This window comes from Mycobacterium sp., assembly GCF_046091765.1.
In the GTDB taxonomy this organism is placed as follows: domain Bacteria; phylum Actinomycetota; class Actinomycetes; order Mycobacteriales; family Mycobacteriaceae; genus Mycobacterium.
The window spans coordinates 45104-71881 of the sequence record NZ_JBJTCF010000087.1 but is presented as its reverse complement, the minus strand read 5'-3'; the positions used below and the strand labels follow the sequence as shown (position 1 = coordinate 71881).

At 71.2% G+C, this 26778-nt stretch carries 32 protein-coding genes; 15 read left to right on the top strand and 17 right to left on the bottom strand.

The window, feature by feature from the left end; translation table 11 throughout:
• Positions 1-2: 2 nt before the first annotated feature.
• Positions 3-245, bottom strand: coding sequence for a DUF3107 family protein (locus ACKOB8_RS09250; protein WP_526376904.1), 243 nt, complete (start codon positions 243-245; stop codon positions 3-5).
• Positions 246-449: 204 nt separating this feature from the next.
• Between ACKOB8_RS09250 and ACKOB8_RS09245 the strand changes: the two genes are divergently transcribed.
• Positions 450-1055: an MmpS family transport accessory protein gene (locus ACKOB8_RS09245; RefSeq protein WP_526376903.1), complete on the top strand. Its 606-nt coding sequence runs from the start codon at positions 450-452 to the stop codon at positions 1053-1055.
• A 15-nt stretch (positions 1056-1070) separates the two neighbouring features.
• On the opposite strand, the gene ACKOB8_RS09240 is transcribed toward ACKOB8_RS09245, so the two are convergent.
• Positions 1071-1754, bottom strand: a complete 684-nt coding sequence (locus ACKOB8_RS09240) for a ferritin-like fold-containing protein (RefSeq protein ID WP_526376902.1) — start codon at positions 1752-1754, stop codon at positions 1071-1073.
• Between the two features lie 212 nt (positions 1755-1966).
• Here ACKOB8_RS09240 and ACKOB8_RS09235 point away from each other — a divergent pair, with 212 nt between their 5' ends.
• Together ACKOB8_RS09235 and ACKOB8_RS09230 are read left to right on the top strand one after the other, a co-directional pair.
• The gene (locus ACKOB8_RS09235; RefSeq protein ID WP_526376901.1) at positions 1967-3436 is read left to right on the top strand and encodes a DEAD/DEAH box helicase; all 1470 of its coding nucleotides are present in this window, start codon (positions 1967-1969) and stop codon (positions 3434-3436) included.
• 17 nt (positions 3437-3453) lie between these two features.
• Positions 3454-4686, top strand: coding sequence for an Rv3212 family protein (locus tag ACKOB8_RS09230; protein ID WP_526376900.1), 1233 nt, complete (start codon positions 3454-3456; stop codon positions 4684-4686).
• On the opposite strand, the gene ACKOB8_RS09225 is transcribed toward ACKOB8_RS09230, so the two are convergent.
• Entirely contained in the window at positions 4673-4867 is a 195-nt protein-coding gene (locus tag ACKOB8_RS09225; RefSeq protein ID WP_526376899.1) for a ferredoxin, read from the bottom strand. The genes ACKOB8_RS09230 and ACKOB8_RS09225 overlap by 14 nt on opposite strands.
• 7 nt (positions 4868-4874) lie before the next feature.
• Positions 4875-6152 (bottom strand): cytochrome P450, encoded by a 1278-nt coding sequence (locus ACKOB8_RS09220; RefSeq protein ID WP_526376898.1) that lies wholly within the window; start codon positions 6150-6152, stop codon positions 4875-4877.
• 77 nt (positions 6153-6229) lie between these two features.
• Between ACKOB8_RS09220 and ACKOB8_RS09215 the strand changes: the two genes are divergently transcribed.
• Positions 6230-6853 carry a TetR/AcrR family transcriptional regulator gene (locus tag ACKOB8_RS09215; RefSeq protein ID WP_526376897.1) on the top strand — a complete coding sequence of 208 codons (624 nt, stop codon included), beginning with the start codon at positions 6230-6232 and terminating at the stop codon, positions 6851-6853.
• On the opposite strand, the gene ACKOB8_RS09210 is transcribed toward ACKOB8_RS09215, so the two are convergent.
• A complete protein-coding gene (locus ACKOB8_RS09210) occupies positions 6850-7653 on the bottom strand; it encodes a ParA family protein (protein WP_526376896.1) in 804 nt (267 codons plus the stop codon). The genes ACKOB8_RS09215 and ACKOB8_RS09210 overlap by 4 nt on opposite strands.
• A 29-nt stretch (positions 7654-7682) precedes the next feature.
• On the opposite strand from ACKOB8_RS09210, the gene ACKOB8_RS09205 reads away from it, so the two are divergent.
• The 3 genes from ACKOB8_RS09205 to ACKOB8_RS09195 are packed head-to-tail and all read left to right on the top strand — an operon-like array spanning position 7683 to position 9879.
• Complete coding sequence (locus ACKOB8_RS09205) at positions 7683-8294, top strand: acid phosphatase (protein WP_526376895.1); 612 nt, start codon at positions 7683-7685, stop codon at positions 8292-8294.
• Entirely contained in the window at positions 8291-9382 is a 1092-nt protein-coding gene (locus ACKOB8_RS09200) for an isochorismate synthase (protein WP_526376894.1), read from the top strand. Before ACKOB8_RS09205 ends, ACKOB8_RS09200 begins: the two co-directional genes overlap by 4 nt.
• Before the next feature lie 59 nt (positions 9383-9441).
• A complete protein-coding gene (locus ACKOB8_RS09195; RefSeq protein ID WP_526376935.1) occupies positions 9442-9879 on the top strand; it encodes a GNAT family N-acetyltransferase in 438 nt (145 codons plus the stop codon).
• A 7-nt stretch (positions 9880-9886) separates the two neighbouring features.
• Here ACKOB8_RS09195 and ACKOB8_RS09190 read toward each other — a convergent pair whose 3' ends face one another.
• A complete protein-coding gene (locus ACKOB8_RS09190; protein WP_526376893.1) occupies positions 9887-10276 on the bottom strand; it encodes a hypothetical protein in 390 nt (129 codons plus the stop codon).
• Between the two features lie 24 nt (positions 10277-10300).
• Here ACKOB8_RS09190 and ACKOB8_RS09185 point away from each other — a divergent pair, with 24 nt between their 5' ends.
• Positions 10301-11260: a diacylglycerol/lipid kinase family protein gene (locus ACKOB8_RS09185; RefSeq protein WP_526376892.1), complete on the top strand. Its 960-nt coding sequence runs from the start codon at positions 10301-10303 to the stop codon at positions 11258-11260.
• Between the two features lie 287 nt (positions 11261-11547).
• The gene (locus ACKOB8_RS09180) at positions 11548-11802 is read left to right on the top strand and encodes a WhiB family transcriptional regulator (protein WP_526376891.1); all 255 of its coding nucleotides are present in this window, start codon (positions 11548-11550) and stop codon (positions 11800-11802) included.
• A 27-nt stretch (positions 11803-11829) separates the two neighbouring features.
• On the opposite strand, the gene ACKOB8_RS09175 is transcribed toward ACKOB8_RS09180, so the two are convergent.
• Entirely contained in the window at positions 11830-13329 is a 1500-nt protein-coding gene (locus ACKOB8_RS09175) for a sensor histidine kinase (RefSeq protein ID WP_526376890.1), read from the bottom strand.
• A 9-nt stretch (positions 13330-13338) separates the two neighbouring features.
• Positions 13339-13554 carry a biotin/lipoyl-binding carrier protein gene (locus ACKOB8_RS09170; RefSeq protein ID WP_526376889.1) on the bottom strand — a complete coding sequence of 72 codons (216 nt, stop codon included), beginning with the start codon at positions 13552-13554 and terminating at the stop codon, positions 13339-13341.
• A 117-nt stretch (positions 13555-13671) separates the two neighbouring features.
• Here ACKOB8_RS09170 and ACKOB8_RS09165 point away from each other — a divergent pair, with 117 nt between their 5' ends.
• Entirely contained in the window at positions 13672-13746 is a 75-nt protein-coding gene (locus ACKOB8_RS09165; RefSeq protein ID WP_369299095.1) for a 50S ribosomal protein bL37, read from the top strand.
• Here ACKOB8_RS09165 and rsrA read toward each other — a convergent pair.
• Together rsrA and ACKOB8_RS09155 are read right to left on the bottom strand one after the other, a co-directional pair.
• On the bottom strand, positions 13743-14015 hold the full coding sequence (gene rsrA, locus ACKOB8_RS09160; RefSeq protein ID WP_526376888.1) for a mycothiol system anti-sigma-R factor: 273 nt from the start codon (positions 14013-14015) through the stop codon (positions 13743-13745). The genes ACKOB8_RS09165 and rsrA overlap by 4 nt on opposite strands.
• Positions 14012-14650, bottom strand: a complete 639-nt coding sequence (locus ACKOB8_RS09155; RefSeq protein ID WP_526376887.1) for a sigma-70 family RNA polymerase sigma factor — start codon at positions 14648-14650, stop codon at positions 14012-14014. Before ACKOB8_RS09155 ends, rsrA begins: the two co-directional genes overlap by 4 nt.
• 26 nt (positions 14651-14676) lie before the next feature.
• Between ACKOB8_RS09155 and ACKOB8_RS09150 the strand changes: the two genes are divergently transcribed.
• On the top strand, positions 14677-15528 hold the full coding sequence (locus ACKOB8_RS09150; RefSeq protein WP_526376886.1) for an SDR family oxidoreductase: 852 nt from the start codon (positions 14677-14679) through the stop codon (positions 15526-15528).
• Between the two features lie 23 nt (positions 15529-15551).
• On the opposite strand, the gene ACKOB8_RS09145 is transcribed toward ACKOB8_RS09150, so the two are convergent.
• Together ACKOB8_RS09145 and ACKOB8_RS09140 are read right to left on the bottom strand one after the other, a co-directional pair.
• The gene (locus tag ACKOB8_RS09145) at positions 15552-17087 is read right to left on the bottom strand and encodes an aldehyde dehydrogenase family protein (protein WP_526376885.1); all 1536 of its coding nucleotides are present in this window, start codon (positions 17085-17087) and stop codon (positions 15552-15554) included.
• Positions 17074-17805, bottom strand: a complete 732-nt coding sequence (locus tag ACKOB8_RS09140; protein WP_526376884.1) for an SOS response-associated peptidase — start codon at positions 17803-17805, stop codon at positions 17074-17076. The genes ACKOB8_RS09145 and ACKOB8_RS09140 overlap by 14 nt, the downstream gene beginning before the upstream one ends.
• 24 nt (positions 17806-17829) lie before the next feature.
• On the opposite strand from ACKOB8_RS09140, the gene aroA reads away from it, so the two are divergent.
• From aroA to ACKOB8_RS09125, 3 genes are read left to right on the top strand one after another with little or no spacing between them, the layout of a single operon-like run.
• Entirely contained in the window at positions 17830-19137 is a 1308-nt protein-coding gene (aroA, locus tag ACKOB8_RS09135; protein ID WP_526376883.1) for a 3-phosphoshikimate 1-carboxyvinyltransferase, read from the top strand.
• A complete protein-coding gene (gene rsgA / locus ACKOB8_RS09130; protein WP_526376882.1) occupies positions 19134-20120 on the top strand; it encodes a ribosome small subunit-dependent GTPase A in 987 nt (328 codons plus the stop codon). Before aroA ends, rsgA begins: the two co-directional genes overlap by 4 nt.
• Positions 20117-20962 carry an aldo/keto reductase gene (locus ACKOB8_RS09125; RefSeq protein WP_526376881.1) on the top strand — a complete coding sequence of 282 codons (846 nt, stop codon included), beginning with the start codon at positions 20117-20119 and terminating at the stop codon, positions 20960-20962. The genes rsgA and ACKOB8_RS09125 overlap by 4 nt, the downstream gene beginning before the upstream one ends.
• Before the next feature lie 49 nt (positions 20963-21011).
• Here ACKOB8_RS09125 and ACKOB8_RS09120 read toward each other — a convergent pair whose 3' ends face one another.
• The 5 genes from ACKOB8_RS09120 to ACKOB8_RS09100 are packed head-to-tail and all read right to left on the bottom strand — an operon-like array spanning position 21012 to position 26166.
• Positions 21012-22238 carry a fatty acid desaturase family protein gene (locus ACKOB8_RS09120; RefSeq protein WP_526376880.1) on the bottom strand — a complete coding sequence of 409 codons (1227 nt, stop codon included), beginning with the start codon at positions 22236-22238 and terminating at the stop codon, positions 21012-21014.
• Positions 22238-23368, bottom strand: coding sequence for a ferredoxin reductase (locus ACKOB8_RS09115; RefSeq protein WP_526376934.1), 1131 nt, complete (start codon positions 23366-23368; stop codon positions 22238-22240). The genes ACKOB8_RS09120 and ACKOB8_RS09115 overlap by 1 nt, the downstream gene beginning before the upstream one ends.
• On the bottom strand, positions 23323-23814 hold the full coding sequence (locus tag ACKOB8_RS09110) for a DUF6912 family protein (protein ID WP_526376933.1): 492 nt from the start codon (positions 23812-23814) through the stop codon (positions 23323-23325). Before ACKOB8_RS09110 ends, ACKOB8_RS09115 begins: the two co-directional genes overlap by 46 nt.
• Before the next feature lie 6 nt (positions 23815-23820).
• Positions 23821-24738, bottom strand: a complete 918-nt coding sequence (gene ppk2 / locus ACKOB8_RS09105; RefSeq protein WP_526376879.1) for a polyphosphate kinase 2 — start codon at positions 24736-24738, stop codon at positions 23821-23823.
• Between the two features lie 9 nt (positions 24739-24747).
• Complete coding sequence (locus ACKOB8_RS09100; protein ID WP_526376878.1) at positions 24748-26166, bottom strand: WS/DGAT/MGAT family O-acyltransferase; 1419 nt, start codon at positions 26164-26166, stop codon at positions 24748-24750.
• 133 nt (positions 26167-26299) lie between these two features.
• Between ACKOB8_RS09100 and ACKOB8_RS09095 the strand changes: the two genes are divergently transcribed.
• Entirely contained in the window at positions 26300-26776 is a 477-nt protein-coding gene (locus ACKOB8_RS09095) for an Rv3235 family protein (RefSeq protein WP_526376877.1), read from the top strand.
• Positions 26777-26778: the final 2 nt, after the last annotated feature.

Sequence of the window (26778 nt, the reverse complement as noted above, 5' to 3'; positions counted from 1 at the left end):
GGTCAGGCCTCCGGCTTGCCGACGCCGAAGCCGACCCGGCGGGAGTCGGCCGCGCCGATCTCGACATAGCTGACCTTGCTGGTCTGCACCAGAAACCGGCGCCCCTTCTCGTCGGTCAGGCTCAGCACCCCGGAATCCTTGCCGGCCAGTGCCGTCCGCACCAGGTCCTCGACTTCGGTGGGCGTCTGGGAGCTGTTGAACGCCAGCTCGCGCGGACTGTCCGAGACACCGATCTTGACCTCCACGTCGGCCCCTTTCCGTTGGCGTGCGGCTCACAGCAGGCTAGTCGACGCGCCCGGGGCGTCGCGGGCGAGCCGGTCGGGGGCGCGCGCGATCCGGGCGTGATCCGGGCGCGATCCGGCCAAGGCGGTGTCAAGCTGCGATAACAGCATGACAACGGCTGCGTGCGGCAGGGGCGGGCACGGGGGTGCGGTCCCTAACCTGGCCGGGTGGGCAGGTACTCGGACTGGGACGTCGACGGCTACGACGACGTCGACGGCTACGACGGGTACGGCGAGTACGACGACTACGGGCCCGTGCGCCGACGGCGGAGCGGCTGGTCCAGCGTGGCGCTGACCGTCATCGGCATGCTCGCCACCGCGATCGCCACCGCGATGGTCATCAAGACCGGCGGATCGGCCAGCACCGCCGACGCCGACGCCGCCCCGGCCCCCGCCAAGCGCACGGTGGTGGCCACCGCCGGACCCGTCGCCGCTCCCAGCCCGGAGGTGCCGGTGCGGGTCACCGCGACCGCCCAGGCCGCCGAGTCACAGGCGCAGCCCCAGATCGACGCCCGCGAGTTCGTCTACACCGTGGCCGGAAACCAGCGCCCCGACGACCCGGTCACGATCGTCTACGCCGACGAGACCGGCGCGCTGCGCACCGCCGAGAACGTCACGCTGCCCTGGACGCTGACGGTGACGCCCGCCCTGCCGGTCACCTACGTCACCGCCAACAGCACCGGCAGCCAACTGAACTGCTGGATCACCGACGCGCGCGGCGCGACCGTGGTGTCCCAGACCCAGTTCAGCCCGAGCACCACCTGCAACCACTGATCCCCCCGGGGCTACTCAGGCGAGCCCGAGTTCGCGCATCCGCTCGTCGTGGGTCTTCTGCAGTTGGTCGAAGAAGTCGGAGATATGACCCAGGCCCCCGCCGGCGAGCACCAGGTCCACCAGTTCGTCGTGGTCGGCCAGGATGTACTGCGCCTGGGTGATCGCCTCACCGAGCAGTCGGCGCGACCACAGCGCCAGCCGGCTGCGCTGCCTGCCGCTGGCGGTCACCGCCGAGCGGACCTCGGCGACGACGAACTGGGAGTGGACGGTCTCGGCGAGCACCGCGCGCACCACGTCGGCGACCTCGGCGGGCAGCGAGTCGGCGATCGCCAGGTACAGGTCGGCGGCCAGCGCGTCGCCGACGTAGGTCTTGACCAACGCCTCCAGCCAGGTGCTCGGGGTGGTCAGCCGGTGGTACTGCTCGAGGGCCGGGGCGTAGCGCGTCATGGCCGGCAGCACGTCCACCCCGCGGGCCTCCAGGGCGTCCTGCAGCATCGCGAAGTGGCCCATCTCGGCGGCAGCCATCCGCGCCATATTGATCCGGCCGCGCATGTCCGGCGACATCCGGGCCTCGTCGGTGAGCCGGTAGAACGCGGCCAGTTCGCCGTAGGCCAGCAGGGCGAACAGCTCGTTGACGCCGGGGTGATCGGCCACGAAAGCCGGGGAGGACTGCGAGGACGAGGGGGTGGCGCCGGCCATGCCCGACACTGTAGTCCGCACGCCGATCCGGGCCCGCCGGGCCGACCGGGGTATCATGGGAACCTGAACCGCAAGGTTCGCACGTAGTTTTCACGGAAATGTGCGTGCACGTAGGCCCGCCCGTCAGCGGCGCAGGGCCTGGAAATTCCACTTCGGGACGTCACTCGTGCACGCGGGAACACACGCGACAGAACACGAGAGAAGCGACCCACATGACACACCTGCATACCCATGCGCCCAGCGAGGCCACCACCAGTTTCGCCGAGTTGGGCGTGCGCGAGGAGATCGTCCGCGCGCTCGCCGAGAACGGCATCGAGAACACCTTCGCCATCCAGGCGCTCACCCTTCCGCTGGCGCTGGCCGGCGATGACCTGATCGGCCAGGCCCGCACCGGCATGGGCAAGACCTTCGCCTTCGGGGTGCCGCTGCTGCAGCGCATCACCGCCCCCGGCGCAGCCGCGCTGGACGGCACGCCGCGCGCGCTGGTCGTGGTGCCCACCCGGGAGCTGTGCCTGCAGGTCTACGAGGACCTCTGCCACGCCGCCAAGCACCTGCACGCCGAGGGCCGGCCGCTGGCGGTGGTGTCGATCTACGGCGGGCGGCCCTACGAGCCGCAGATCGAGGCGCTGCGCGCCGGCGCCGACGTGGTCGTGGGCACACCGGGACGGCTGCTGGATCTGGCCCAGCAGGGCCACCTCAAACTGGGCGGGCTGTCGGTGCTGGTGCTCGACGAGGCCGACGAGATGCTCGATCTGGGCTTCCTGCCCGACATCGAGCGGATCCTGAGCCGGATCCCCGAGAAGCGCCAGGCGATGCTCTTCTCGGCGACCATGCCCGATCCGATCATCACGCTGGCGCGCACCTTCATGAACCAGCCCACCCACATCCGCGCCGAGGGCGTGCAGGGCTCGGCCACCCACGAGACCACCGAGCAGTTCGCCTACCGGGCGCACGCACTGGACAAGGTGGAGATGGTCGCGCGCATCCTGCAGGCCGAGGGCCGCGGCGCGACGATGATCTTCACCCGCACCAAGCGCACCGCGCAGAAGGTGGCCGACGACCTGGCCGAGCGCGGGTTCAAGTGCGGAGCCGTGCACGGCGACCTGGGCCAGATCGCGCGGGAGAAGGCGCTCGCGGCGTTCCGCAGCGGGGACATCGACGTACTGGTGGCCACCGACGTCGCCGCCCGCGGCATCGACATCGACGACGTCACCCACGTCATCAACTACCAGATCCCCGAGGACGAGCAGGCCTACGTGCACCGCATCGGCCGCACCGGCCGGGCCGGCAAGACCGGGGTGGCGATCACCCTGGTCGACTGGGACGAGCTGGAACGCTGGTCGATGATCAACAAGGCGCTCAAGCTGGACTGCCCCGACCCGGCGGAGACCTACTCCAACTCCCCGCACTTCTACACCGAGCTGAACATCCCCGCGGGGGCCGGCGGGCGGATCGGCGACTCGCGCGCCAAGCCCCGGACGGCCAAGCCGGATCGCGCCGAGTCGCGCCCGGCGCGCGATCGCTCTCCCCGGCAGCGCACCCGCGGCGGCAAGCCCGCCACCGGGCACGTCGAACGCACCGCCGAGACCGCCGCGGGGTCTCAGACCCAGGCTGCCGACGGGACCCCGCGGCGCCGCCGGCGGCGCCGCCGGCCCGGTAAGGCCGCCACGCCCGCCAACTGACCCGACGCGAACTGCCGGTGCTGCGACCCGAACGCCGAACCCGAGGCGACCTGCTGGCGGCGGCGGCGATCGTCGCGGTGGTCGCGGTCGTGATCGCGGCGTTCTGGTGGTTCAGTTCGGCCCGCAGGACAACCTTCCGGCCGGCCGACGGGCCGGCACCGAATGTCCCAGCGGCACAAGAGGTTCCGCAGAGCTTCACCCAGCTGTGGAGCGCCGCGAGCGGTAAGACCGCCGCCCCGGTGGTGATGGGCGGGACGGTGGTGACCGGCGACGGCCGCACGATGGCCGGTATCGACACCCAGACCGGCGCGGCACGCTGGAGTTATGCGCGCGACGCCGAGTTGTGCGCGGTGTCCTACGTCTACGACCTGGCGGTGGCGGTGTATCCCGACCGGCGCGGCTGCGGACAGGTCAGCGGCATCAAGGCCGACACCGGACAGCGCGGCCCGACGCGCACCTCCTACGCCGACAACCAGGTGGTGGTGAGTTCTGACGGCACCGCGGTGCTGTCCTACGGACCGACCCGGCTGGAACTGTGGCGTTCGGATCTGGTGCGGATGCTGTCCTACGGCGAGATCGACGCCCGGATCAAGCCGGTCAACACCGGCCTGGGCCAGGGCTGCGCGCTGATGTCGGCGGCCGCCAGCGATTCCGCAGCGGCGGTGCTGGAGGTCTGCCCGGGCGCAGCGGAACTGGATCTCAAGCTGATCACACCGGCCAAGGACGAGGACGAGCCGGAGACCAAGAAGGTCGACCTGACCGGGCTGGCGCCCGATTCCGATGCCCGGGTGCTCGCCGTGGCGGGCACCACCGCCGCGGTCTACCTGCCCACCCCCCAACCGCGGGTGGCCGTCTACGACGAGACCGGCTCGCAGATCTCCAGCACCCCGCTCGCCGAGGCGGCGTCGCTGCCGGTCGCTCCGCCGACGCTGAGCCGCGCCGGGGATCGCTACACCTGGTGGAGCGGCTCGGCGGTGGTGGTGTTCGATTCCGCGCTGGGGTACCGCTACACCATCGAGGGCACCGAGGAGCGCCGGCCGCTGGGCCCGGCGACCGAGATGGCCGGCAAGCTGCTGGTGCCGGTGGCCGGCGGGATCGCCGTGCACGACGCTGCCGACGCGCGCTTCGAACGGCTCATCCCGGTCACACACCCCCCGGGCAGCGCGCCGGTACTGCCGGCGGCGATCGGGTCCATCATCGTCGAGCAGCGCGGCGCGAACGTGGTGGGCTTCGGACCTAGTCCTCGCTGATGCTCAGGGCCTGCGTCGGGCAGTTCTCGCAGGCCTGCTCGAGGTCGAGACGACGGTCCGCACCGATGTCGTCGAGCAGGATGTGCAACGCGCCGTCCGGGCCGATCCCGAAGATGTCCGGCGCGGTCGCCTCGCACAGGCCGATGGACGAGCAGCGGCTGCGGTCGACAAGAACTTTCACCGTGTCTTCACCGTCGCTCCGGGGTGAACCGTGCGGTCATGCTTATCACGGTATGGAAGAAGTTGCCATTGCCCAACTCCGGCTCGCCGACCGCGCTGATGTCGGGCAGCCGGGTCAGCAGTTCGCGCAACGTCGCGGCGATCTGGCGGCGGGCCAGTTGCGCGCCCAGGCAGTGGTGGATCCCGCCGCCGCCGAACGCGACGTGCCGGTTGGGTGAGCGCGACAGGTCCAGACGCTCGGGATGGTCGAACACCTCGGTGTCGAAGTTGGCCGAGGCGTAGAACATGATCACCTTGTCGCCCTCGGTGATCAGATGCCCGCCGAGTTCGGTGTCGTGGGCGGCGGTGCGGCGGAACGTCATGATCGGGGTGGCCCAGCGGACGATCTCCTCGACCGCCAGCGGCATCCGGCCGTCGATGTCCGCCATCAGCCAGGCGCGCTGATCGGGGAAGTCGGTCAGGGCCTTGAGGCCGTGGGCGATCGACTGCCGGGTGGTGTCGTTACCGGCGATGATCAGCAGCGCGAAGATCGACGAGATCTCGTCGTCGGTGAGACGTTCGCCGTCCACCTCGGCCTGAACCATCGCCGTCATCAGGTCGTTCTGCGGCGCGCTGCGGCGCGCGGCGATGAGTTCGTGGGCGATGCCGTGCACCGTGGCGATCGTCTGGGCGACCCGGGCGAGCGGTTCGGCGCCCTGCAGCAGGCGCGGGTCGCGCCACCCGTCGGCGAACTGCGACTCGTAGGCGATGGTGCGGCGGTGCTCCGCGGGGATGCCGACCATGTCGCAGATGTTGTGCATCGGGACCAGCGCGGCGACCTCGCTGACGAAGTCGATCTCGCCCCGGTCGGCGACCTCGTCGACGATCCGGCGCGCGTTGGCCGCGATGTCGGTGTCGATGCGGGCCAGTTGCTTGGGGGTGAAGGCCGCCGCCAGCAGCCGGCGGATCTTGGTGTGCCGCGGCGGGTCCATCGCGATGAAGCCCTGCGCGGCGTCGAGAAGTTCGGGCGGGATCGACTCGAAGGTGATGCCCCGGCCGGAGAGGAAGTCGGCGGGCCGGCGGGTCACCTCGACCAGATCGGCGTGCCGCACGACGGCCCAGAAGCCCTCGTCGTTGGGGTCGGAGAACATCCCGTTGCGCACCGGCCGGTGCCACGAAACGGGCCGGAGCGCGCGCAACTCGGCGAAGGTCCGCTCCCGGTCGGCGGCGGTGGACGACCAGAACTCCAGCGAGGAGAGATCGGCCGGGTCGTAGGGGCGCTGCGCACGGGCGATGGCGGTGGTCATGACCCCAATATCCGACAAAAATCAAAAAGTGTCAAGCAATCCAATCAAAAAGACATTTTTGTCGTAGACTCGGCGGCATGACCGCCGCCGCGCTGCGCGCCGAGACCCGCGCCTACGGCCGGGCCCGACTGCGCGAACTGGCCCTCGACGCCGCCCGCGACCTGGTCCTGGAGCGCGGCTGGTCGGCGGTCCGGATGGGCGCCGTCGCCGCCGCCGTCGGCGTCAGCCGCCAGAGCCTGCACGCCGAGTTCGGCACCAAGGACGAACTGGGCAGCGCGCTGGTCGCGCGGGAGGCGGAGACGTTCTTCGAGGGCGCCCGCGAACGCCTGTACCGCCACCCCGGCGACCTGGCCGGCGCGGTGCGCGACGCCGGCCGCTTCATGCTCAGCGCGACCGCGGAAAACCCACTGCTGCAAACGATTCTGACCCGCGCGCCGATGGACGGCGACACGTCGCTGCTACCGCTGCTCACCACCCGCGGCGAACCCCTGATCAGCCGCGCCGACGAGTTGCTGGGGCAGTGGGTCGACGAGCAGTGGCCCAACCTCGATGCGGCAGCGGCGGCGCTGATGGTCGAGACCGTGGTGCGCCTGGCACTGAGCCACATCCTCATCCCGGCGGAGTCTGCCGAGCGGACCGCCGACGACCTGGCCCGGGTGGCCTGCCGGTGCGTGGGTTTTGACGACCCGGCCGACGGTTAGGCCTCCGGGGCGAATTCCGGGAGCTTGCGGCCCGACCTCCACAGCGCGAGCAGTGCGGCGGCCAGGTCGCGGTAGGCCGTCGCGCCCTTGTTCTTGCGTCCGGACAACGCCGACGAACCCGACGCGCTGGCCTCGGCGAAACGCACCGTGCGCGGAATCGGAGGAGCCAGCACCGCCAACTCGTAGCGATCGGCGACATCGAAGAGCACGTCGCGGCTGTGGGTGGTGCGCGCGTCATAGAGCGTGGGCAGCGCGCCGAGCAGTTCCAGGGCGGGGTTGGTGATCTGCTGCACGTCGGCGATGGTGCGCAGGAACTGGCCCACCCCCCGGTGCGCCAGCGTCTCGCACTGCAGCGGAACGATCACCTGATCGGCGGCGGTCAGACCGTTGAGCGTGAGCACGCCCAGCGACGGCGGGCAGTCGATGATCACCACGTCGAACTCGTCGTCGATCTTGTCCAGCGCGCGCTTGAGCGCGTACTCGCGCCCGGCGCGCATCAGCAGCATCGCCTCGGCCCCGGCGAGGTCGATGTTGGCCGGCAGCAACGTCATCCCCTCCGGTGTGCCGACCAGGGCCGCGCTCGGCTCGACCTCGCCGAGCAGCACCTCGTGCACCGACACCGGCAGCTTGTCGGGTTCGGTGCCCAGCGAGAAGGTCAGGCAGCCCTGCGGATCGAGGTCGACGAGCAGCACGCGCTGGCCGGCGTCGACGAACGCCGCCCCCAGCGACGCGACGGTGGTCGTCTTGGCCACCCCGCCCTTCTGGTTGGCCACGGCCAGAACTCGGGTCACGTCAATCATCCTTGCAGGTTCGGGCAGAATCGGTGGGCGTGGGCGTCGGCGAACATCGGCTTGTGCTGTTGCGGCACGGCGAAACCGAATGGTCACGGGACGGCAAGCACACCAGCCGGACCGATCTTGATCTCACCGAGCGCGGGCGCGAGCAGGCCCGGCTGGCGGCGCTGAGCCTCGGACACCTCGACCTGGTCGACCCCCTGGTGGTCAGCAGCCCGCGCCGGCGCGCGCTGGCCACCGCCGAGCTGGCGGGGCTGAGCGTCGACGAGGTGTCGCCGCTGCTGTCGGAGTGGGACTACGGGGACTACGAGGGGCTGACCACCCACGAGATCCGCACCGACAACCCCGGCTGGCTGCTGTGGACCTACGGCTGTCCCGGCGGGGAGAGCGTGGATCAGGTCAGCATGCGCGCCGACCAGGCGGTGAGCTACGGGCTGGACCACATGGTCGACCGCGACGTGGTGTTCGTCAGCCACGGGCACTTCTCCCGCTCGGTGGTGACCCGCTGGGTGGAGCAACCGCTGCGCGAGGGCGCCCGGTTCGGCTTCGGCACCGCCGCGCTGGCGGTGTGCGGCTTCGAGTACGGGCTGCGGCAGCTGTCGGCGCTGGGCCTGACCAGCCACCGCGAGCCGGTCACCGGGACGTGACCGATCCGTCGTTCGTGCTGCACGGACCGTCGGCGACGGTGATCACCACGGGCATCGCCACCGGTTTAGACGACCCCGCCGCCGCGGCGGCGGCGCTGCGCGGCGCCAGCGCAGACCTGATCGTCGGCGCGCTGGCGTTCGACGGTCCGGCCGCGCTGCACCGTCCGCTCGCCGTCACCGACGTGACGCCGCGCCTGCCGTCGGCGCCGCTGCCGGCGGTGCGGATCACCGCGTCGCGACCCGAGCCCGACGAGCACCGGGCGCGCATCGAGGCCGCGCTGCGGCGGCTGCGCGACCGGAGTGACCCCCTCGAGAAAGTGGTGCTGGCCCGCGCCCTGGAATTGACCGCCGATGCGCCGCTGGACCCGATGGCGATCCTGGGCCGACTGATCCGGGCCGACGCGAACGCCACCGGATACCTCGTCGACCTCTCCCCCGCCGGGCCCGCGTTCGCCGGCGCGGTCCTGGTGGGTGCCAGCCCCGAGCTGCTGGTGGCCCGCGGCGGCGATCAGGTGGGCTGCCAGCCGTTCGCCGGGTCCGCACCGCGCTTCGCCGACGCGCAGGCCGATGCCGCCAGCGGCGCCGCCCTGGCGGCATCGGAGAAGAACCGCCACGAACACCAACTGGTGGTCGACACGATGCGCGCTGCGCTTCAGCCGCTGTGCAGCCGGCTGGATGTCGCCCCCGAGCCGCAGCTGAGCCGCACCGCGGCGGTGTGGCACCTGAGCACGCCGATCCGCGGCACGCTGGCCGACACCTCAACCACCGCATTGGATCTGGCGCTCGCACTGCATCCGACGCCGGCGGTCGGCGGGTCTCCGACGGCGACGGCCGTCGACCTGATCGCCGAACTGGAGGGCGAGCGCGGCTTCTACGCCGGCGCGGCCGGCTGGTGTGACGCGCGCGGCGACGGGCGCTGGGTGGTCGCCATCCGCGGCGCGCAACTGTCCGCCGATCGGCGCAGCGTGGTTGCCCAGGCCGGCGGCGGAATCGTCGCGCAGTCCGACCCCGACGACGAAGTCGCCGAGACCACAGCCAAATTCGCCACCATCCTTTCCGCTCTCTGTGCCCCGGAGGTGACCGAGTGACCCGCACGAGCACACAGATCCGCCCGGCCTGGCCCGGCGACGAGCCGGAGATCGTGGCGATGATCCACGAACTGGCCGCCTTCGAACGCGCCCCCGAGCAGTGCACGGTGAGCGAAAACCAGATCACCGCAGCGCTTTTCGGCGACGACGCCCCGGCGTCCTGCCACCTCGCCGACGTGGACGGGAACATCGCGGCGATGGCGCTGTGGTTCCGCAACTTCTCCACCTGGGACGGGGTGGCCGGAATCCACCTGGAGGACCTGTTCGTCCGCGAGCGCTTCCGCCGCCGAGGTCTGGCCCGCAGCATGCTGGCCACCCTGGCCGACGAGTGCGTGCAGCGCGGCTACACGCGGCTGTCCTGGGCGGTGCTGGATTGGAACACCGACGCCATCGCGCTCTACGACGGCGTCGGCGCCGTGCCGATGCGCGAGTGGATCGCCTACCGGGTGTCCGGCCCCACGCTGGCCGCCCTCGCGCTGGAGCGACCCGGGGGCTGAGCGATGACTAACCGTCGCCGCGGGTCAGCCAGCGCAGCGTGGCGGGGCTGAACAGCAGCGCCAGCACCCCGACCGACAGCGCCGCGATGGGCAGCGCGTAAACCCAGCGGTGCGATCCGACCCCGGCGTACCACGTCACCGGCAGGATCAGCAGCTGGGTGAACACCGCCAGCCCGCGGCCCCAGCGCCGGCCGGTCCACAGCGCCCACCCCGCGGCAGCCACCGCCAGCCCGATGATCACGAACCAGGCCGCGTTGCCGAACCCGCTGACGATGCGCTGATCGGCGCCCTCCAGACCGCGGACCAGATACACCACTGCGGCGGCCAGCCCGACCGTGCCCTGCAGCCCCACCAGCGCCGCGGCAACCCGCACCGGGACCGGCGGCGAAGAACGCATGCGCTGAGCCTAGGCTCGACGGCGATGCGGGCCGTGCTGATCGTCAACCCCAACGCCACCTCGACCACCCGGGCCGGCCGCGACCTGCTGGCGCACGCGCTGAAAAGCCGTGTGGAGTTGACCGTCGTGCCGACCGACCATCGCGGCCACGCCGTTCAGATCGCCGAGGCGGCCAAGAACGACGGCGTCGGGGTGGTCATCGTGCACGGCGGCGACGGCACCGTCAACGAGGTCGTCAACGGCCTGCTCGGGCCGCCGGGCGGCGCACGGCCCGACCCGGCGGGGCTGCCCGCCGTCGCGGTGGTGCCGGGCGGCTCGGCCAACGTGTTCGCCCGCGCGCTGGGCATCAGCCCCGACCCGATCGAGGCCACCAACCAGCTCATCGATCTGCTCGGCGAGCACCGCCAGGGCGGGTCGTGGCGGCGGCTGATCGGGCTGATGGACTGCGCGGAGCGCTGGGCGGTGTTCACCGCCGGGATGGGGGTGGACGGCGAGGTGGTGGCCGCCGTCGAGGCGCAGCGGGCCCGGGGCCGCAAAGTCACCGCCGCCCGCTACATCCGGGTGGCGGTGCGCGAGATGCTGGCCAGCGCGCGCACCGAGCCGCTGCTGACCGTGCACCTGCCCGGCCGGCCCCCGGTGGACGGAGTCCACTTCGCGTTCGTCTCCAACGCCAGTCCGTGGACCTACGCCAACACCCGCCCGGTGTGGACCAACCCGCAGACCACCTTTGAGGGCGGCCTGGGGATCTTCGCGGTCACCAGCATGAACGTGGTGGCCAACCTGCTGCTGGTCCGCCGGATGCTGTCCACGAACCCCCGGATCACCGCCCGCCACCTGGTCCGCGAGGACGACCTGGCGTGGGTGCGGATCAGCTCCGCCCAGCCGGTCGCCTGCCAGGTGGACGGGGACTTCCTGGGCGCCCGCGCCGACATGACGTTCACCGCGGTTCCCGACGCGCTGGCCGTCGTCGCGCCACCGCGCTGAGGTGCCCTGAACTGGGTATATACCCAGAAACGAGCGCGAACCGCGGATCCGTAGTAGAACGTGTTACAGAAAGAAAACGCTGGTGACGGGCGTTTCGCACGGCTGCTGAGAGGAGAGCTGAGTGAGATTGCCCACGGTTGACACAAGTTCCCTTGACTTCAACGGAGCCTGTGAAACCATCGATGTAACAGTGCAACAACATTTGCGTGTGCACGGGTTAACAGCTGGGGCGTGATGGGTTCGGCCCCGCTTGCTCTGCCACACCGATAACTAAGGAGTGTTCGACCATGGATTGGCGGCATAAAGCGGTCTGTCGTGACGAGGATCCGGAGCTGTTCTTCCCGGTGGGAAACAGCGGCCCGGCCCTTGCCCAGGTCGCTGACGCGAAGCTTGTCTGCGCCCGGTGCCCGGTGACCACCGAGTGCCTGTCCTGGGCGCTGGATTCCGGCCAGGACGCGGGCGTGTGGGGCGGCATGAGCGAGGACGAGCGTCGCTCGCTCAAGCGCCGCAACGCCCGGACCAGGACGCGCACCGGCGTCTGACACGAACTGTCAGCGACGGCTCCGGCACTACGCCGGGGCCGTCGTTTTTTGTCCGCGCCGCCCGACCGGCAGCCGCAGCAGCGCGTCGGTGCCCCCGCCGGGGGCGTCGCGCAGCTCGAGGGTGCCGTCGAGGTCGGCGGAAACCAGGGTGCGCACGATCTGCAGGCCCAGGCGCTGCGAGTCCGCCGGGTCGAAGCCGGGCGGCAGCCCCCGGCCGTCGTCGTGGACGACGACGTCGAGCCAGCGCGCCGAGCGCTCGGCGCGGATGACCACACTGCCCGGGCTTGCGGCGCCGTCGGTGCCGTCGGCCGGGCCGAACGCGTGCTGGATGGCGTTCTGCACCAGTTCGGTGAGCACCATCACCAGCGCGGTGGCCCGATCGGCGTCGAGGATGCCCAGCGCCCCCTCCCGGCTGATCCGCACCGGGGTGTCCACCCGGGCGACGTCGTTGATGATCGGCAGGATCCGGTCCATCACCGCGTCGAGGTTGACCTCCTCGTCGACCGACATCGACAGTGCCTCGTGGACCTCGGCGATGGCGGCGACCCGGCGCACCGACTCCATCAGTGCGTCGCGGGCCTCGGTGTTGCCGGTGCGGCGGGCCTGCAGGCGCAGCAGCGCGGCGACGGTCTGCAGGTTGTTCTTCACCCGGTGGTGGATCTCGCGGATGGTGGCGTCCTTGGAGAGCAGCGCGCGGTCGGCGCGCTTGACCTCGGTGACGTCGCGGATCAGCACCGCAGCTCCCCGCCCGGCTCCCCCGACGAACAGCGGCAGGGTGCGCATCAGCACGGCCGCCCCGCCGGCGTCGATCTCCAGCCGCATGCTGGGGCCCCCGCCCAGCATGGACTCGAGGTGCGCGGCCAGTTCCTGCGCCTCGAACGAGTCGGTGATCAACGGCCGGGTGACGTCGAGCAGGTGGTGGCCCTCCAGCTCGGAGGTCAGCCCCATCCGGTGGTAGGCCGATAGCGCGTTGGGGCTGGCGTAGTCCACCCGGCCCTGCACGTCGAGCCGGATGAAGCCGTCGCCGACCCGCGGGCTCGACCGGGTCGTCGCCGGGTCCCCGGCGGACGGGAACGTCCCCTCGGCCAGCATGCACAGCAGGCTTCCCGCGCAGTCCAGGTAGGCCTTCTCCAGCCGGGACGAGGTACGCCGGCCGTCGCCGGAAGTCTGCCGGGTGAGCACGGCGACCACCTCGTCGGTCTCCCCGTCGCGGCAGCGCACCGGCACGGCCTGCACCCCCGGGCCGGTGCCCTGCTCGCCCGAGACGAACGCATCGGACGCCAGCGGCAGTTCGGCCTGCGCCGCCACCGAGCCGACGGCGTCGGTGTGCAGCAGGGTGGAGGCGGTGTTGGGCCGGCACTGCGCCACGCACACCAGTGCCCCGTCGTCGCGGCGGACCCACATCAGGTAGTCGCCGAAGGACATGTCGGCCAGCAGCTGCCATTCGCTGACCACCGCGTGCAGGTGGTCCACGGCGCTGCCGGGCAGCACGGTGTGCTCGGCGAGCAGTTCACCGAGGGTGGACATGCGGGGGTGTCAGTCGATGACCGCGATGAGGTCGCCGGCCTGGATGACGTCACCGACCGCGACGTTGACCTCGGTGACGACCCCGCCGACCTCGGCGAGCACCGGGATCTCCATCTTCATCGACTCCAGCAGCACCAGGGTGTCGCCGGCACCGATCCGGTCACCCTTGCTGACCACGACCTCCAGCACACTGGCCACGATTTCGGCGCGCACATCCTCGGCCATGCCCCATATCGAACCACATGACCGGGTCGATGCACGGTTGGCCGGGCGTGCGAGAATGGGCCTGACGACGGAGGTGGATCACGGTGGCCCACCAGGATGAGAATGGGGCGCACAACGATGGCTAAGCGGGGGCGCAAGAAGAAGGCGCGCAAGCACAGCAAGGCCAACCACGGCAAGCGGCCGAACAGCTAACCGCGCCGGATGATGGTGGTGCGGCGGATCTGCAGCCGCACCCGCTCCACGAGACGCGCCGGCGCCTTCTCGCCGGTGCACTTGTCCGCGATCAGCCGCTTGACCCGCTCCTCCAGCCCGTAGTGGCGCAGGCAGGTCGGGCATTCCTCGAGGTGGTGGCTCAGCCGCTCGCGGGTCTCGTCGGTGCACTCACCGTCGAGCAGCGACCACACCTCGGCCACCACCAGCGCGCAGTCCACGTGGTTCTCGTGGCCGTCCTCGGCGCTCACGGGGTCACCTCCTGGGCTTCGTCGGGCTGGTGGCCGCGCAGCAGCCCGCGCTCCCGGGCCACGTCGGCCAGCAGGGTGCGCAGCTGGCTGCGGCCCCGGTGCAGCCGGGACATCACCGTTCCGATCGGCGTTTCCATGATCTCGGCGATCTCCTTGTACGGGAATCCCTCGACGTCAGCGAGGTACACGGCCAGGCGGAACTCTTCTGGTAACGCCTGCAGGGCCGATTTGATTTCATTGTCGGGAAGCAATTCCAGGGCCTCCACCTCGGCTGAGCGCAGGCCGGTGGAGGTGTGCTGGGCGTTTGCCACCAGCTGCCAGTCGGTGATCTCCTCGGTCGGGTAGGTGGCCGGCTGGCGCTGCTTCTTGCGGTAGCTGTTGATGTAGGTGTTGGTCAGGATCCGGTACAGCCAGGCCTTGAGGTTGGTGCCCGCCTGAAAAGACCGGAATCCGGAGTAGGCCTTGACCATGGTCTCCTGCAGCAGGTCCTCGGCGTCGGCGGGGTTGCGGGTCAGCCGCAGCGCACCGCCGTAGAGCTGGTCCATCAGCGGGATGGCGTCGCGCTCGAAGCGCGCCGTCAGCTCGGCGTCGGTCTCCGCGCCGGGGGCTTGCGGAGACTCCTCGGTGTCTGTCATCTCCGCCCAATCCTAAGCTGTGGGCTATGAGCTCCTTCTCCGGCAAGACCATGTTCATCTCGGGCGCCAGCCGCGGTATCGGCCTGGCCATCGCCAAGCGGGTCGCCGCCGACGGCGCCAACATCGCGCTGGTGGCCAAGACCACCGAGCCGCACCCCAAGCTGCCGGGCACGATCTACACCGCCGCCAAGGAGATCGAGGAGGCCGGCGGCCACGCGCTGCCGATCGTCGGCGACGTGCGCGACGGCGACTCGGTGGCCGCCGCGGTGGCCGCCGCCGTCGAACAGTTCGGCGGCATCGACATGTGCGTCAACAACGCCTCGGCGATCAACCTGGGCTCCGTCGAGGACGTGGCGCTCAAACGCTTCGACCTGATGAACGGGATCCAGGTGCGCGGCACCTACGCCGTCTCCCAGGCCTGCATCCCACACCTCAAGGGCCGCGACAACCCGCACATCCTCACCCTGTCCCCGCCGATCCGGATGGAGCCCAAGTGGCTCACGCCGGCACCGTACATGATGGCCAAGTACGGGATGACGTTGTGCGCGTTGGGAATCGCCGAGGAGCTGCGGGACGCCGGGATCGCCTCCAACACCCTGTGGCCGCGCACCATGGTCGCCACCGCCGCCGTGCAAAACCTGCTCGGCGGGGACGCCGCGATGGCCCGGTCGCGCAAACCCGAGGTCTACGCCGACTCCGCCTACGTCGTGCTCGGCAAGCCGGCGCGCGAGTTCACCGGCCACTCGCTGCTGTGCGAGGACGTGCTGCTCGACTCCGGCGTCAGCGACCTGTCGGTGTACGACTGCATCCCCGGCTCCGACCTCGGCGTGGACCTGTGGGTGGACAGCCCCAACCCGCCGGGCTACACCGGGCCGTAGAGCTCGGCCCGTTTCAGCCCTTTTCAGCCCCTGCGGCCGAACCGGCGCTTGCCGTGCCCGGCGAAGGCCCGCATGACGGCCAGCGCGAAACGGCTCTGCTTCTTGGGCGCGGAGTACCACAGCATCTCCGAACGCTGGGTGGGCAGCCGCGGCGCGGTGATCGCCTGCTGGCGGCAGAACTTGATCAGCCCGGCCGCACCGCCGCCGCGGTAGCCGATGCCGGAGTCCTTCCAGCCGCCCATCGGCAGGGTCGGGCAGAAGACGTTGGTCATGGCGTCGTTGACGTTGACCGCGCCGCAGTCGAGGCGCCGGGCCAGCCGCTCGCCGCGGGCGGCGTCGCCGGTCCACACCGTCGCCGAGAGCCCGTAGCGCGAATCGTTGGCCAGCCGGATCGCCTCGTCCTCGTCGGCCACCTTGACCACCGGCAGGGTCGGCCCGAAGGTCTCCTCGGTCATGCACGTCATGTCCGGGGTGACGCCGGTGAGCACGGTCGGTTCGAAGAAGGTGCCCACGCCGGTGGGCCTGCCGCCGGCGAGCACCGTGGCACCCGCGGCGGTGGCCTCCTCGACGTGGCGGGCGACGATGTCGCGCTGGGCGCCGGTGGCCATCGCACCGGTGTCGTAGGTGGTCTCCGCGCCGGCTTCCTGGCCCTGCTTGACCGACCGGACCCGCTCGGCCAGCTTGGCGACGAACTCGTCGTAGATCGGCGCCTCGACGAACACCCGCTCCACCGAGATGCAGACCTGGCCGGAGTTGAACATCCCGCCCCAGGCGATGCCGTTGGCGGCCCGCTCCAGGTCGGCGTCGGCGAGCACGATCGCCGGGTCCTTGCCGCCCAGCTCGAGGCTGAACGGGATCAGCCGCTGGGCGCAGGCCACCGCGACCTTGCGGCCGGTGGCCGTCGATCCGGTGAAGTGCACGTAGTCGGCGTTCTCGATGACCGCCGCGCCGGTGTCGCCGTAGCCGGTGACCAGCCCGAGCACCGGCGGGGCGCCGACCTCGGTCCAGCCGCGGACCAGCTCGACGGCCGAAAGGGGCGTCACCTCAGAGGGTTTCAGCAGCACCGCCGCGCCGGCGGCGAGCGCGGGCACCAGGTCCAGGGCGAGCATCGCGAGCGGGAAGTTCCACGGCTCGATCATGCCCACCAGCGGGTAGGGCCGGAACACCGTGGTGAGTTTCTTGACCCGGAACAGCGGGGTGTGCGCCTTGGTGGGGCGGTCGGCGAGGAACGCCTCGGCGTTGCCCGCCCAGTAGTTGATCGAGTCGGCGATGGTGATCGGCTCCAGGCTGGCGTCGCTGCGCGACTTGCCGGTCTCCGACATCAGCACCTCGGTGAGGTGGTCGGCGTTGTCGAGGACCCAGTCCTGCCACTTCATCATCCAGCGCTTGCGGCCGCGCGGCCCGATCGCCTCCCACTCGGTCTGGAACAGGCGCAGCTCGTTGGCCCGGGCGGCGACGGACTGCGCGTCCTCGATCGGCACCGAGCCGACGACCCGGCCGGTGGCCGGGTTGCGCACGGTGATGGTCGACGTGTCGGTGGCTGGTTCAACCGCGGTCATGACTGGTCCTCTCGCTCGCGGGATCGAAAAGCACGCCCTGCTCCGAGCCTAACGCCCGCTGGCCGGCGGTGACAGCTTCGATGAGTTCGGGGCCGTTGTTGGCCACCCGGTTGACCAGGGTGGAGACCTCGCGCATCGCGAGCCCGCCGACCTGCGGCCCGGCGGCCAGCACCTCGGCCGGGGCGGGCTGCTCGGGGTCGAGCCAGCGGTCCCAGTCGCCCTCGCCGACCAGCAGCGGCATCCGGTCGTGCACCCGGGCGAAGTCGCCGACCGCGCCGGTGGTCACCAGGGTGAAGCCCGCCGCCGACCACAGACCGGCGACCAGCAGCGGCTCGCCGTCGGGCCGGAAGAAGAAGTACGGCGTCTTGCGTTTACCGGCCAGCGGATCGGCGCTGGGCTGCCACTCGTAGTAGCCGTCCATCGGGACCAGGCAGCGCCGGTGCGCAGCCGCCGACCGGAACGCCGGGGAGGTGGTCAGCGTCTCGGCGCGGGCGTTGATCAGGGGTTTACTGCGTCCCCGGTTCGCCCAGGGCGGCTCGAAGCCCCACACCATCAGCCGCAGGCGCCGGGCGGCGGACTCACTGAGGACCGTCGCGACCCGGGCGGTGGGGGCCACGTTGTAGTTGGGCGCGTAGTCGGGCGTGCCGGTCTCGTCGACGGCGTGCAGATGCCGGGCCAACCTGGCCGGATCGGTGCTCACCGCGAACCTCCCGCACACCCCACCATGGTGCAGGATGGGGCCGTGAGCCCTGACCCGGAACCGCCGCCCGACCGGTGGCCGGCTCCGCAGGCCCCGGCGGCGGTGGACGCGACCGTGACGGTGCCGGGGTCGAAGTCGATGACCAACCGCGCGCTGATCCTCGCGGCGCTGGCGCGGGCGCAGGGCCAGCCGGCCGGCCGAATCAGCGGGGCGCTGCGCAGCCGCGACACCGACCTGATGATCGGGGCGCTGCGCGCGCTGGGTTTCACCGTCGCCGGTGAGGGCAGCGAGCTGACCGTCGGCGGCGCGCTCGACCCGCCCGGCGACGCCCGGGTGCAGTGCGGCCTGGCCGGCACCGTGCTGCGATTCGTCCCGCCGCTGGCCGCGCTGAGCACCGCGGTGGTGGAGTTCGACGGCGACGAACAGGCCCGCGCCCGCCCGATCGCGCCGCTGCTGAGCGCACTCGCCGCCCTCGGGGTCGACGTCGACGGCGACCGGCTGCCGTTCCGGGTCCGGGGGCTGGGCAAGGTCGAGGGCGGCACCGTGCGCATCGACGCCTCGGCCTCCTCGCAGTTCGTCTCCGGGTTGCTGCTGTGCGCGGCCGCGTTCACCGAGGGACTGACGGTGATTCACACCGGCGAGTCGGTGCCCTCGGCGCCGCACATCGCGATGAGCGTCGCGATGCTGCGCCAGGCCGGCGTCGACGTCGACGACAGCGCGCCGCACCGGTGGGTGGTGCGCCCCGGAACCCTCGGCGCGCCGCACTGGCGCATCGAACCGGACCTGTCCAACGCGGTGCCGTTCCTGGCGGCGGCGGTGGTCACCGCCGGGACGGTCCGCATCACCGGCTGGCCGACCGAGAGCGTTCAGCCCGCACAGACCATCCTGGGGATCTTGCGGATGCTGGGATCGGATGTGGCGCATCGGGATTCGACTCTGCAGGTGCGCGGCCCGGCCGACTACCCCGGCTTCGACATCGACCTGCACGAGGTGGGCGAGCTCACCCCGGCCATCGCCGCACTGGCCGCGCTGGCCCGACCCGGGTCGACCTCCAGACTGAGCGGGGTGGCCCACCTGCGCGGGCACGAGACCGATCGGCTGGCAGCACTGAGCACCGAGATCAACCGGCTCGGCGGTGACTGCGCGCAGACCCCGGACGGGCTGGAGATCACCGCGCGCCCGCTGCACGGCGGGGTGTGGCACAGCTACGCCGATCACCGGATGGCGATGGCGGGGGCGATCGTCGGGCTGCGGGTGGCCGGCGTGGCGGTGGCCGACATCGCCACCACCGCCAAGACGCTGCCGGACTTCCCGCAGCTGTGGACCCGGATGCTGACGGGGCAGGGTTGAGCGTCCGCGACTACGACGAGTCCGACGTGCACATCCGGTCGGGCCGCGGATCGCGGCCGCGAACCAAGACCCGCCCCGAGCACGCCGACGCCCAGCCCGCCATGGTGGTGACGGTCGACCGCGGCCGGTGGGGCTGCGTGCTCACCGCTGACCCGGGCCACGCGGTCACCGCGATGCGGGCCCGCGAGCTGGGCCGCACGCCGATCGTGGTCGGCGACGAGGTGGACGTCGTCGGCGACCTCTCCGGGCGGCCCGACACCCTGGCGCGCATCGTGCGCCGCGGCGAGCGCCGGACGGTGCTGCGGCGCACCGCCGACGACACCGACCCGACCGAGCGTGTGGTGGTGGCCAACGCCGACCAGATGATGGTGGTGGTGGCGCTGGCCGACCCGCCGCCGCGCACCGGACTGGTCGACCGGGCGCTGATCGCCGCCTACGCCGGGGGCCTGCGACCCATCCTGTGCCTGACCAAGACCGACCTCGCCGCGGCGGGCCCGTTCGCCGCGAACTTCACCGACCTGGACCTGACCGTCGTCACCGCCGGGCGCGACGAGCCGCTGCAGCCCGTCGAGTCACTACTCGCCGGACACGTCACCGTGCTGCTGGGCCACTCCGGGGTGGGCAAGTCGACCCTGGTCAACCGATTGGTCCCGGAGGCCGACCGGGCGATCGGCGCGGTGTCCGGGGTCGGCAAGGGGCGGCACACCTCGTCGCAGTCCCTGGCGCTGCCGCTGCCCGGCGGCGGCTGGGTCATCGACACCCCCGGCGTGCGGTCCTTCGGGCTGGCCCACATCAAACCCGACGACGTGCTGATGGCGTTCTCCGATCTGGCCGGCGCCGTCGCCGGCTGCCCCCGCGGATGCGGGCACCGCGGACCGCCCGCGGATCCGGAGTGCGCGCTCGACGGACTCACCGGCGCGCCCGCGCGCCGGGTGGCCGCGGCCCGCCGACTACTCACCGCACTGACAGAAGGAGAACCATGAGCGTCCCGCAGATCACCCTCAACGACGGACACCACATCCCGCAGCTGGGATTCGGGGTGTTCCAGATCCCCCCGGAGGAGACCGCCGCCGCGGTGCGCTCGGCCCTGGAGATCGGCTACCGCCACATCGACACCGCGCAGATGTACGGCAACGAGACGGGCGTCGGGCAGGGAATCCATCAGGCCGGGCTGGACCGGCCGCAGGTGTTCATCACCAGCAAGCTCAACAACGGGTTCCACCGTCCCGACGACGCCCGGCGGTCCTTCGACGCCACGCTGCGCGAGTTGGGCACCGACTATGTCGACCTGTTCCTGATCCACTGGCCGCTGCCCACCCTCTACGACGGGGACTTCGTCTCCACCTGGAACACCCTGGCGGAGTTCCAGGCCGACGGGCGCGCGCGCAGCGTCGGGGTGTCCAACTTCAGCATCCACCACCTGCAGGAGCTCGCCCGCGAAACCGCCGTCGTCCCCGCGGTCAACCAGATCGAGGTGCACCCCTACTTCGCCAACGACGACCTGCGCGCCTACGGCGCCGAGCACGACATCGTCACCGAGAGCTGGTCGCCGATCGCCCGCGGTGCGGTGCTCGGCGACCCGGTGGTGATCCGGATCGCGAAGGCGGCCGGGGTGCACCCGGCCCAGGTCGTGCTGCGCTGGCACATCCAGCGCGGTGACATCGTGTTCCCGAAATCCGTTCACCCGCAGCGGATGAGGGAGAACTTCGAGATCTTCGACTTCGAGCTGTCCGACGAGGAGGTCGAGGCGCTCACCGCGCTGGACCGGGGCGAGCCGGGCCGCATCGGGCCCAACCCGGACACCTTCGCCTACATCCCGACCTGACCGCCACCGAGCGTGCGCCCAGAGCGTCTTTTCCGGCGAAAACCCGCTCTCAGCGCACTCTCGGCGAGCGGGTGCGGCGGCGGTGCGCCCTCGCGGCGGCCAGCGCCGTTTTGAGGCCCCGCTGCCGGGTGGCCAGCGCTTCGAACATCCGCTCGCTGCGGGTCTCGGGTGCGTCGTCGGCGCTGTCGCGCAGGAACCGGTCGGGCAGCGACAGCTTGGCGATGGTGCGCCAGGTCTTGGCGTACTGCACCGGCAGCGGCCCGCTGGTGTAGGGCAGGTCGTACTTGTCGCACAGCGCGCGCACCCGCACCGAGATCTCGGCCAGCCGCCGGCTCGGCAGGTCGGGGTAGAGGTGATGCTCGATCTGGTAGGCCAGGTTGCCGGTCATGAAGGCCAGCACCGGGCCGGCGTCGATGTTCGCGCTGCCCAGCATCTGGCGCAGGTACCACTGCCCCCTGCCCTCGCCGGCCATGTCGGTGAAGGTGAACTTCTCCGCGCCGTCGGGGAAGTGCCCGCAGAAGATCACCGCGTTGGTCCACAGGTTGCGGAGGACGTTGGCCATCAGGTTGGCCTTCACCGTCGAGCCGAAGCGCGCCTTCGGCGACAGCGCCGTGAGCGCCGGGAAGGCCAGGTAGTCCTTGGTGACCTGCCGTGCCACCTTGGCGGACAGCTCGCGCAGCCGCACCACGGTGGCCGCCCGGGTCTGCGGCTTCAGGATCTTGCGCAGCTCCAGGTGCTGCAGGGCGATCCCCCACTCGAAGCCCACCGCCAGCATCAGGTTGAACGGCACGTTGAGCAGGTTGCGCGGCGTCCACGGGTCGTCGCGGGTGACCCGCAGCAGCCCGTAGCCGACGTCGTCGTCCATGTCCAGGATGTTGGTGTACTTGTGGTGGGCGACGTTGTGGGTGATCCGCCAGTGCTTGGAGACCCCGGCCATGTCCCACTCCCAGGTGGTGGAGTGGATCTCCGGGTCGTTCATCCAGTCCCACTGGCCGTGCATGACGTTGTGGCTGATCTCCATGTTCTCGATGATCTTGGCCAGCGCCAGCGTCGCGGTGCCCGCCCACCACAGCCCGCGGCGCGACCCGAACGCCAGCAGCGTGCGGCCGGCCATCTCCAGCGCGCGCTGGGCGGCGATGGTGCGGTGGATGTAGCGGGCGTCGCGGGTACCCAGCGAGTCCTCGACATCACCGCGGATCGCGTCGAGTTCGACGGCGAGGTTCTCGATGTCCGATTCGGAGAGATGGGCGAAGGCCTCGACGTCGGAGATCGCCACTAGACCTCCAGCACGCAGTCGCCGTCGGCCGCTGAGACACAGGTTTGCACCCGGGCACCCGCTTCCTGTCCGGCGCCGGTCCGCAGATCGCGCACCCGCCCGTCCACCAAGTCAATCACGCAGGTGTGGCAGATACCCATCCGGCAGCCGAACGGCAGGCTAACTCCGGCCTGCTCGCCCGCCTCGAGCAGCGAGGTCGCCGCATCGGCGGCGACGGTCCGGCCGCTGCGCGCGAACGTCACCCGGCCGCCGCGGCCGCCGCCGGCCGCCCGCCCGGCGGTGAAGCGCTCCACCCGCAGCCGCTCGCCGGCACCGGCGGCCGCCCAAACGGCCTCGGCGTCGGTGATCAGGCCCGGCGGGCCGCAGACCCACGCCTGGCGCTCCCGCCAGTCCGCCACCTCGGCGTCGAGGTTCGAGAGGTCCAGCCGCCCCTGCGCCCTGGTTGCCCGCAGGGTCAGCCGGTAGCCGGGGCAGGCCCGGGCCAGCCCGGCGAGCTCGTCGGCGAACATCACGTCGGCCGGCGTCGGCGCGCTGTGCAGGTGCACAACGTTTGTCGAGTCCGTCGCCGATCCGCCGCCGATCTGGTTGCGCCGCAGCATCGTTCGCAGCATCGACATCACCGGGGTAATGCCCGAGCCGGCGGTGACGAACAGCACCCTCGGCGGCGCGGGATCGGGCATGACGAAGTCGCCCCGCGGTGAGGCCAGCCGCACCACCGTGCCGCGGCGCACGCCGGCCGCCAGATGGGTGGACAGCAGACCCTCCGGCACGGCCTTGACGGTGATGGTGACCGTGCGGGCGATCCCGTTTCCGATCTGCGGCACCGAGGTCAGCGAGTAGGACCGCCACCGCCAGCGGCCGTCGACGAGCAGGCCGACCCCGATGTACTGCCCGGGGCGGTAGTCGAAGCGGAAACCCCGGCCCGGCTTGATCACCAGGGTCGCCGCGTCGGCGGTCTCCTGGCGGATCTCCACGATGCGCCCGCGCAGCTCCCGCGCCGACCACAGCGGGTTGACCAGCTTCAGGTAATCGTCGGGCAGCAGCGGCGAGGTGAGCACCGAGGCCATCCGCCGCAGCCCGGTCCTCACAGCAACTCCAGCAGGAACGGCAACTCCTGGGGGGCGTACCAGGCCAGGTCGTGGTCCTGGGCGTCGCCCACGGTCAGCTCGGCGTCCTCGTCGCCGAGGTCGGCCTCGTCGATCACGGCCGCCGCCGCCCGGACCGCGGGCTCGGCGGTGGGGTTGTCGACGTAGACCGCGGCCACCTGGTCGATGCCGACACCGCCGGACACGCGCACCACCGCATCGTCGAGGTCGGGCCGCGGTGCGGCGTCGGCGTCGGCCACCACGACCGCGCGCCGCGGTACGGCCGCCGGGTCGGCGGCGATCAACCGCAGCGAGGCCAGCGCGGCCTCGCCGAGGGCCACCTCCCCCAGCTCCTCGTCGTCACCCTCGGCGTAGGCCTCCCGCAACGTCGGGGTCACGGCGAAGGCGGTTCCGCTGCGGGGCTGCATCGACCCGTCGGCGACCAGGTTCTGCAGTATCGCCAGCGTCGCGGGGATGTAGACCCGCATCAGCGAAACCTACTCACGGTCCCCCAGCAGGGTGACGGCGAAATCGTCGACGTAGGTGGCCAGCTCCCGCGGCGGTCGCCGGTAGTTGCCGATCACCGGCCGCTTGGGCAGCTCCACGGGTTCGTGATCGACGCTCTCATAGGGAATGGTGGAGAGCAGATGCGCGATCATATTCAGCCGCGCGTGTTTCTTCAGGTGCGACTCGACGACGTACCAGGGGCTGACCGGGGTGTCGGTGTGCACCATCATGTCGTCTTTGGCGCGCGAGTAGTCCTCCCAGCGGTACACCGACTCGAGGTCCATCGGGCTGAGCTTCCAGCGTCGCAGCGGGTCGCTCATCCGCGACTTGAAACGGCGCAGCTGTTCGTCCTCGGACACCGAGAACCAGTACTTGCGCAGCAGGATGCCGTCGTCGATGAGCATCTGCTCGAAGATCGGGCACTGTCGCAGGAACAGCGAGTGCTCCTGGGCCGAACAGAAGCCCATCACCCGCTCCACGCCGCCGCGGTTGTACCAGGACCGGTCGAACAGCACGATCTCACCGCGGGTGGGCAGGTGTTCGATGTAGCGCTGGAAGTACCACTGTCCGCGCTGCCGTTCGGTGGGCGCGGGCAGCGCGGCGATGCGCGCGGTGCGCGGGCTGAGGTACTCGGTGATCCGCTTGATGGTGCCGCCCTTGCCGGCGGCGTCGCGGCCCTCGAAGAGCACCACGATGCGCGCACCGGTGGCGCGGGTCCATTCCTGAAGCTTGACCAGCTCGGTCTGCAGCCGGAACAGCTCGGCCTCGTAGACGGAGTTGGAGACCTTGTCGGGGTTCTTCGCGGACCTGCCGGACTTCTTCTTGGATTTACCGGACCTCCCGGACTTGCCCGACTTTGCGGCCGAGGTGACGGCCGCGGAGTTCCCATTGGGTCGGCTGTTGCTCACCTGGGCATCCTACGTCCGGGGCTGCTGCTGCGCCGCGCCTACCAACTCCTCCAGCGACTCGGCCAGCAGCTCCGGGAACACCCCCACGTCGCTCATCGCGTCACGGTCGGCGTTGATCCCGAAGTACAGCATCCCGCAGTAGGAGGTGACTCCGATGGAGAGCACCTGCCCCGGCAGCAGCGGCGGGACGGCATAGGTCTCCAGCAGCTTGGCGCCGGCGACATACATCTGCGATTGCGGCCCGGGCACGTTGGTGATCAGCAGGTTGAACTGCCGGGCCGGGTACTGCGTGGCGACCCGGATGCCCATGGCGTGCAGGGTCGGCGGCGGGAAGCCCGACAGCGTGACGATGGTCTGCGCGTCGACCAGGCTCGCCGACGCCGAGTAGGACTCGGTGGCATGGGCGATCTGCGAGAGCCGGACGACCGGGTTGGCCTCACCGACGGGCAGGTCGATCAGAAACGGGGCGACCTCCCGGATCGCCTGACCGGGAGCGTCGAGGTCGGCCTCGGGGTACACCGACGTCGGCGCCATCGCCCGCACCGTCGACGTCGCCGGCACCGGTTCGCCGCGCGACAGCAGCCAGTTGCGCAGCGCACCGGCGATCACCGCGAGCACGACGTCGTTGACGTCGCACTCGTAGCGGGCACGCACCTGCCGGAAGTCGGCCAGTTCCGCGGCGGCCACCGTGAGCCGACGATGCCGCGAGACGGCGGTGTTCAGCGGACTGTCCGGGGCGCTGCCGCGCAGCAGCGTCCGGGTCGCATCGGTGATCCGCCGGGTAAGATTTCCCAATTCCGCTGTGCTGGTGGTCAATTCGGTGAGGTTCGACCGCAGCGCCTGTAGCTCCTGACCGGGACGGGCGAGCCAGTCGCTGAGCGCGTCGATCACCAGTTCGCTGCTCGAGGGTTCCCGCGCCGGCAGCCAGATGTCTTCGGGGAACGGGGCGGGCCGACGACTGCGGTCGGCGACGACGTGCCCGATCTCCAGCGCCGCCATACCGTTGACCAGAGCCTGGTGGGATTTGATGTAGATCGCCAGCCGGTTGTTCGAGAGACCCTCGACCAGATACATCTCCCACAGCGGCCGGGTCCGGTCCAGCGGGCGGGCGGCCAGCCGGGAGACCAGTTCGTGGAGCTGCACGTCGCTGCCCGGGGACGGCAGCGCCGAGCGCCGCACGTGGTAGGTGATGTCGAAGTCGGGGTCGTCGACCCACACCGGCCGGGCCAGACCCAGGGTGACCTCCCGGACCTTCTGGCGGTACCGCGGGATCTGCGGCAGCCGCCGCTCGACGGTCTCCAGCAGTTCCTCGTAGCTCAGCCCGTTTCGGGGCCGGCGCAGGATCGACAGCGACCCGACATAGACCGGCGTCGAGGTGTTGTCGCGCTGGTAGAACGCCGCGTCCGGCGCCGACAACCGAGTCACCACCCCGTCACGGTAACGGGCCTCGGTCCCACGCCGCGATGACGGGTGCATACGCGCCGAGGCCGATTGTGCGACCATGGCGGCCCGAGGTTCGCCACTCTCCGGCAACCGGGGCTCAAGCGATGGAGAGTGGCTGTTGGATCACGCACCCCTGGTCACGCCGGTGACCGACTACGAACCCCCCGCGCTGGGCGGGCCGCCGGTGCTGCCGGCAGCCCCACCCGCTCCCGCGGCGCGCCCGGTGCCACCGGCGTGCCCGGCGCGCCCGGCCGGTGAGGACGACGGCCGGACCCGGGCGGCGGCGCTGTTCGCCGACGCCGCTCTGCGACGGGTCCTCGAGGTCATCGACCGGCGCAGGCCGCCCGCTCAGCTGCGCGCGCTGGTCGCCGGCGGGCTGGCGGACTCACTGATGTCGGTGGCGGGCCGGACCGCTGCGCCCCGGGCCGCACGGCTGCGCCGGGTGTCGGCCCAACCGATCGGCGACGGCACCGGTGCGGAGGTCGCCGCCAGCTTCACCCGCGGCGAGCGGGTGCACGCCATTGCGTGTCGGGTCGAACAGGTGGCAACCGCGGCCGGGCCGCGCTGGCAGCTGGTGGCGCTGCACCTGGGATGACT